The following is a 6,025-nucleotide window of genomic DNA, read 5'->3' as shown; positions in this document are numbered from 1 at the left end:
CGTGGCTGTCCGCCCGGGACACGGTGGCTCCGGTGCGGGTGCTGCGGGCGCGGCCGGAGCGCTCGACGGCGGACGAGCTCGCCCACAGCGGTGTCTCCGCCCGGACCGTCGACGAGGTGCTCCGCCCGTTCCTGGCCGGGGTCTTCCTCGACCCGGCGCTGCGCACCTCCTCCCGGGTGTTCCACCTGATCTGGCGGGCGTTCCTGCGTGGGGGCGGGGCGCTGCCCGCGGCGGGGATGGGGACGCTGCCCCACCTGATCGCGCGGGATCTGGACGCGGACGGCATCCGGTACTCCAGCCCCGTCACCGGGGTCGACGACGACGGGATCACGCTGGAGGGCGGGGAGCGGATTCCCGCGCGTGTGGTGATCGTGGCGACCGACGGGGACACCGCGGCCCGGCTGCTGCCCACCGTGTCCGCGCCCGCATGGCACTCCGTGACGACCTTCTACTACCGCCTCCCGGGCCGCCCGCCGCTGGAGCAACCCACCCTCCTGGTGGACAGCGGTGAGCTCGTGCTGAACACCGCGGTGATCAGCGCCGCCGCCCCCGGCTACGCGCCGCCCGGGTCGGCGCTGGTGGCCGCCTCGGTGCCGGAACGGGCCGACGCCGACCCCGCGACCGAGACCCGGGTGCGCACCAGGCTCGCGCGACTGTACGACACCACGACGGCGGACTGGGAACTGATCCGCGCCTATCCGATCCGCCGGGCGCTGCCCGTGATGACCGAACGGCACCCGCTGCGGAGCTCGGTGCGCCTCGGCCCCGGCCGGTACGTGTGCGGCGACCATCGCGACACCAGCTCGCAGCAGGGCGCCCTGATGTCCGGGCGGCGCACCGCCCGGGCTGTGCTGCACGAGCTGGCCGACCGGTCCCGGAGTTGACGGGCCGGTACCCGCACCCGCGCTGCGAGTTCGCACGGGTCCGCGACCTCGGCGGGGTCGCGACCGAATCCTGACCGGGCGGGCTCCCGGGTACGATCCGGACACCCGATCGCACCACGGCGCGGCCGCGGAGCCCGCGCGTAGGATGCGGCGCCATGGCGATCGATCCGACCGGTTCCGACCTCAAGCGTTTCCTGTCCGACCGGCCCGACGAACCCGTGGTGATGCTGAACCTGCTGCGTTTCCGGGAGGGCGGTGCCGAGCGCTACGCCGACTACCTGCGGCACTTCCGGCGGTTCGCCGAGGGGGTCGGCGCGACGATCCTGTACTACGGGCACGGGGCGGCGCCCGTGGTGGCCGAGGCCGGGCAGGACTGGGACGCCGTCCTGCTGGTGTCCTACCCGAGCAGGCGTGCGTTCTCCGAGATGGTGCGCGACGAGGAGTATCAGCGCGGCACCCACCTGCGGTCGGAGTCACTGGTCGAGACCGTGCTGCAACCGACCACCGACGCGTCCGGCGTGATCTGGCCCGACGGGAGCTGACCCCGGTGGCGCGGCACAGGGTGGTGCTGGTGCGCGAGTGGGACCGGCAGATGGGCGGCTCCGGCTGTTGCGGCCGGTTGGACGGCGACCTGGTCGGCGCGTTCCGCGGCGACGACACCGATCCGTATGCGCACCGCCGCGCCGACATGGAACGCATGGGCGCGGTCTACCGGGCGTTGCGCGCGCGGTTCGACGGGGACGAGGTCGAACTCACCGTGGTCGACCCGCGCAACACCGCGTGGCTTCTGCCCGCCGTCTGGCGGGACGCGCGACGCCGTGGCCTGTCCCGCCGTGCGGCACTGACTCAGGTCAACGCGGCGACCCGGACCCGCGCGGTGGTTTGTGACGGCCTGGCCCTGCGGTGTGCCGCCGACCCGGCGCAGGCCGTGGCGGCGGTCGAGTCCGACCTCGCCGGGCGTCGACCGGCTGAACAGGGCTGACGCTCCGCTCAGCCGGTCGGGAAGTCGGCGTCTCCGGGACGGGTGTGGACCGCGTCCCGGATGTCCGCCCATCGCGCCCCGCGGAAGGCCGGTCCCAGGCCGTGGCCGTCGGCGCCGGCGTCGACGAGCTCGAACCGTTCGTCGCCGGTGTGCTGTGGGACGCTCTCTCCGTCGCGCATTCTCTCGGTCATGTCCGGACCGGGGATGTCGGGGCGACCGTGGCCGCGAGGTGGTCCCCGGTGCGGGTGGAGCGGGCGGCGACGAGGTCGGCCGGGGTTCCCTCGAAGACCACGCGGCCGCCGTCGTGGCCCGCGCCGGGACCGAGGTCGATGATCCAGTCGGCGTGCGCCATGACGGCCTGGTTGTGCTCGACGACCAGGACCGACCGGCCGGAGTCGACGAGCCGGTCGAGCAGGTCGAGCAGCTGTTCGATGTCGGCCGGGTGCAGGCCGGTGGTCGGTTCGTCGAGGATGTAGACGGCGGCGTCGTCGGCCAGGTGGGCGGCGAGCTTGAGCCGCTGCCGTTCCCCGCCGGACAGGGTGGTCAACGGCTGGCCGAGGCTGAGGTAGCCGAGCCCGACGTCGGCCAGCCGCCGCAGGATCGTGGTGGCCGCGGGGAGCTTCACCCCCGCACCGCCGAAGAACTCCGCCGCCTCGGTCACCGACATCGCCAGGACCTCGCTGACGTTCCGGCCCGCGTCCCCCTCACCGAGCCGGTGGTCCAGCACCGACGACTGGAACCGCTGCCCTCCGCACTCCTCGCAGGTGGTGGCGACCCCGGCCATGACGGCCAGGTCGGTGTAGATCACGCCCGCGCCGTTGCAGTTGGGGCAGGCGCCCTCGGAGTTCGGACTGAACAGCGCGGGCTTCACGCCGTTGGCCTTCGCGAACGCCTTGCGGATCGGGTCGAGCAGGCCGGTGTAGGTCGCGGGATTGCTCCGGCGCGATCCCTTGATCGCGCCCTGGTCGATCGTGACCACACCCGGGTCCGGGGGGATCGACTCCACCAGAGAGCTCTTGCCGGAACCGGCGACCCCGGTGAGGACCACGAGCCCGCCCAACGGGATGTCCACGTCGACGTCGCGCAGGTTGTTCGCCGCCGCGCCGCGGATCTCCAGGGTTCCGGTGGGAGCGCGCACCGTGTCCTTGAGGGCGGCCCGGTCGTCGAGGTGGCGGCCGGTAAGGGTGTCGCTGGTGCGCAGCCCGTCGACGCTGCCTTCGTAGCAGACGGTGCCGCCCGCCGATCCCGCCCCGGGGCCGAGGTCGACGACGTGGTCGGCGATCGCGATCGTCTCCGGCTCGTGCTCGATGACGAGCACCGTGTTGCCCTTGTCCCGCAACCGCAGCAGCAGGTCGTTCATCTGCCGGACGTCGTGCGGGTGCAGACCGATGGTGGGTTCGTCGAAGACGTAGGTGACGTCGGTGAGCGACGAGCCGAGGTGGCGGATCATCTTGGTGCGCTGTGCCTCACCGCCGGAGAGCGTGCCCGCGGGCCGGTCGAGGGAGAGGTAGCCGAGCCCGATCTCGACAAAGGAGTCGAGGATGTCGCCGAGCGCGGTCAGCAACGGGGCGACGGGGGAGTAGTCCCCGCCCCGTCCGTCGGAGGAACGCTCCCGCAGGTCGCGTACCCAGTCGGCGAGGTCGGTGAGCTGCATGGCGGAGCAGTCGGCGATGCTGCGGCCCTCGATCGTCGAGGACCGGGCCTGTTCGGACAGTCGGGTGCCGCCGCACTCGGGGCACTCGGTGAAGGTGATCGCACGGTCGACGAACGCGCGGATGTGCGGTTGCATCGCCTCACGGTCCTTGGCCAGGATCGTCTTCCGCAGTTTCGGGAGCACACCCTCGTAGGTGAGGTTGACCCCGTCGACCTTGATCTTGGTCGGCTCCTTGTGGAGCAGATCGTCGAGCTCGGCGGCGGTGAACTCCCGGATCGGCTTGTCCGGGTCGAAGAATCCGCAACCGGTGTAGATGCGGCCGTACCAGCCGTCCCTGCCCCAGCCCGGGATGGTGAACGGACCCTCGTTGAGGGATCTGCTGTCGTCGTACATCGCGGACAGGTCGAAGTCGGTGACCGAACCGTGGCCCTCGCAGCGCGGGCACATGCCGCCGGTGATGCTGAACCCGCGTCGCTCCTTCACGGTCTTGCCGCCGCGCTCGAACGTGACCGCCCCCGCTCCGCTGATCGAGGCCACGTTGAAGGAGAACGCCTGGGGGGAGCCGATGTGCGGCTGTCCGAGCCGGCTGAACAGGATCCGCAGCAGCGCGCCGGTGTCGGTGGCGGTGCCCACCGTCGAACGCGGGTCGGAGGCCATGCGTTCCTGGTCGACGAGAATCGCCGTCGTCAGTCCGTCGAGCATGTCGACGTCGGGCCGGGCGAGTGTGGGCATGAAGTCCTGCACGAAGGTGCTGTAGGTCTCGTTGATCATCCGCTGGGACTCCGCGGCGATCGTGCCGAACACCAGCGAGCTCTTGCCCGAACCGGAGACGCCGGTGAACACGGTGAGCCTGCGTTTCGGGAGTTCGACGTCGACGTCGGCGAGATTGTTCTCCCGTGCGCCCCGCACGCGGATCAGGTCGTGGCTGTCGGCGACGTGCGGCGGGTGCTGCCGGGTGTCCGTGCCCGTACCGGTGACCGTGCTCATCGTGTCTCCTCCTGCTCCGCCGGGGTCGCCGCCCGACCGTCCGCCTCCGTGCGTCCGAGGTCGATTCAACCAGTCCGGGCCGACAGTCTCCGGGTTTCGACACCGTCGCCGGTCACTCCGACGAAGCACCGTGTCGCCCGGCGTGTCCGGTGAGCCGGGACACTCTCCGCGCGGACCGTCGACCGGGCGCGACTACCGTGGGATCTGCCCGATGGTCTGACACTTCGTGTGCAGATCGTCAGTTCGTCGCGTGCGTCGTGGCGCACGCGACCGTTTCCGGAGGTTGAGTGACTGTGCGCAGGATTCTGTTCGTGATGACCGGCGTGGACTACTGGACGCTGGCCGACGGCACGCGGCACCCGACCGGATACTGGGCCGAGGAGTTCGCGGCGCCGTACCGGGAGTTCACCGCCGCGGGCCACGAGATCGTGGTGGCCACCCCGGGTGGTGTGGTGCCCACCGTCGATCGGGCCAGTCTGGCCGCGGAGGCGAACGGCGGGCAGGACCGCGCCGACGAGGTCGCCGCCGTGCTGGAGTCGGCCACCGAACTGCACCGGCCGATCACGCTGGCCGAGGCCGACCCGGCCTACTACGCGGCGGTGTTCTACCCCGGCGGGCACGGTCCGATGGAGGACCTGGCCGTCGACGGCGACTCGGCGCGGGTGCTCACCGACACCCTCGCCTCCGGCAGGCCGCTGGCGGTGGTCTGCCACGCCCCGGCCGCCCTGCTGGCGACCGACACCGGCGACGGCTCCCCGTTCGCCGGCTACCGGGTGACCGGCTTCACCAACACCGAGGAGGCCCAGGCCGGGCTGGCCGACAAGGCCCCGTGGCTGCTGCAGGACCGGCTTCTCGCCCTGGGCGCGGAGTTCGCCGAGGGGGAGCCGTGGGCGTCGAACGTGGTCGTCGACCGCAACCTGTACACCGGGCAGAATCCGGCGTCGTCGGGGCCGCTGGCCGCCGAGGTCGTCAAGGCGCTGGGCTGACGATGTCCGGCGACCGGCTCACCGAGATCCTGGATGCCACGTACGAGTGCCTCACCCGGTACGGCATCCGGCGCACCACCATGGACGACATCGCGACCACGGTGGGGGTGTCCCGGTCGGCGGTCTACCAGTACGTCCGGAACAAGGACGACGCCGTCCGGCGGCTCGTCGAGCGCCTGCACCGCCGGGCGCTCGACCGGGCCGCCGAGGTGGCCGCCGCGGAACGGGACCCGGCCGAGCAGGTGCGCGGCATCCTCACCGTCAAGCTCGATCTCGTGCTGGACCTCGCCGGGGACTCCGCGCACACCGCCGAGTTGCTCGACGCCAAGGCCCGCCTGTACGGCGATGTCTGCGCCGACTTCACCACCCGGCTGCACCGGCTGCTCACCGACGTCCTGCGCGACGCCGGGCCGGCCGGGCTCCCGCCCGCCGACGCCGCCGACATCGCGATCGCCCTGGTCATCGGTCTGGAGGCGCATCCGGACCCGGCACGGCTGCTCGGGCCCGCGACCGACGCGCTACTGGCCGGAAT

Annotated in this window: 7 protein-coding genes; 5 read left to right on the top strand and 2 right to left on the bottom strand. The window is 72.1% G+C overall.

The genetic code is table 11. From position 1 onward, the window contains the following. The 3 genes from SACHA_RS23180 to SACHA_RS0119115 all read left to right on the top strand — a co-directional run. A partial coding sequence (locus tag SACHA_RS23180; protein WP_051110281.1) for an FAD-dependent oxidoreductase occupies nt 1-884 on the top strand: 884 nt, incomplete at its 5' end. Nucleotides 885-1,039: 155 nt separating this feature from the next. Further along, nucleotides 1,040-1,426, top strand: coding sequence for a DUF1330 domain-containing protein (locus SACHA_RS0119120; RefSeq protein ID WP_019812355.1), 387 nt, complete (start codon nt 1,040-1,042; stop codon nt 1,424-1,426). A 5-nt stretch (nt 1,427-1,431) separates the two neighbouring features. Then, entirely contained in the window at nt 1,432-1,866 is a 435-nt protein-coding gene (locus SACHA_RS0119115; RefSeq protein WP_028663350.1) for a hypothetical protein, read from the top strand. 8 nt (nt 1,867-1,874) lie between these two features. Here the strand turns inward: SACHA_RS0119115 and SACHA_RS0119110 are convergent, their stop codons facing one another. Beyond that, nucleotides 1,875-2,057: a hypothetical protein gene (locus SACHA_RS0119110; RefSeq protein ID WP_020628656.1), complete on the bottom strand. Its 183-nt coding sequence runs from the start codon at nt 2,055-2,057 to the stop codon at nt 1,875-1,877. Further along, nucleotides 2,054-4,507: an ATP-binding cassette domain-containing protein gene (locus SACHA_RS0119105; protein ID WP_019812349.1), complete on the bottom strand. Its 2,454-nt coding sequence runs from the start codon at nt 4,505-4,507 to the stop codon at nt 2,054-2,056. The genes SACHA_RS0119110 and SACHA_RS0119105 overlap by 4 nt, the downstream gene beginning before the upstream one ends. Nucleotides 4,508-4,800: 293 nt before the next feature. Between SACHA_RS0119105 and SACHA_RS0119100 the strand changes: the two genes are divergently transcribed. Both SACHA_RS0119100 and SACHA_RS23175 read left to right on the top strand, forming a co-directional pair. Next, nucleotides 4,801-5,493 carry a type 1 glutamine amidotransferase domain-containing protein gene (locus SACHA_RS0119100; protein ID WP_019812347.1) on the top strand — a complete coding sequence of 231 codons (693 nt, stop codon included), beginning with the start codon at nt 4,801-4,803 and terminating at the stop codon, nt 5,491-5,493. Between the two features lie 2 nt (nt 5,494-5,495). Beyond that, a partial coding sequence (locus SACHA_RS23175; RefSeq protein ID WP_019812345.1) for a TetR/AcrR family transcriptional regulator occupies nt 5,496-6,025 on the top strand: 530 nt, incomplete at its 3' end.

Origin of the sequence: Saccharomonospora halophila 8 (assembly GCF_000383775.1) — a bacterium.
Lineage (GTDB): Bacteria > Actinomycetota > Actinomycetes > Mycobacteriales > Pseudonocardiaceae > Saccharomonospora > Saccharomonospora halophila.
This window is presented reverse-complemented; position numbering and strand designations above follow the sequence as displayed.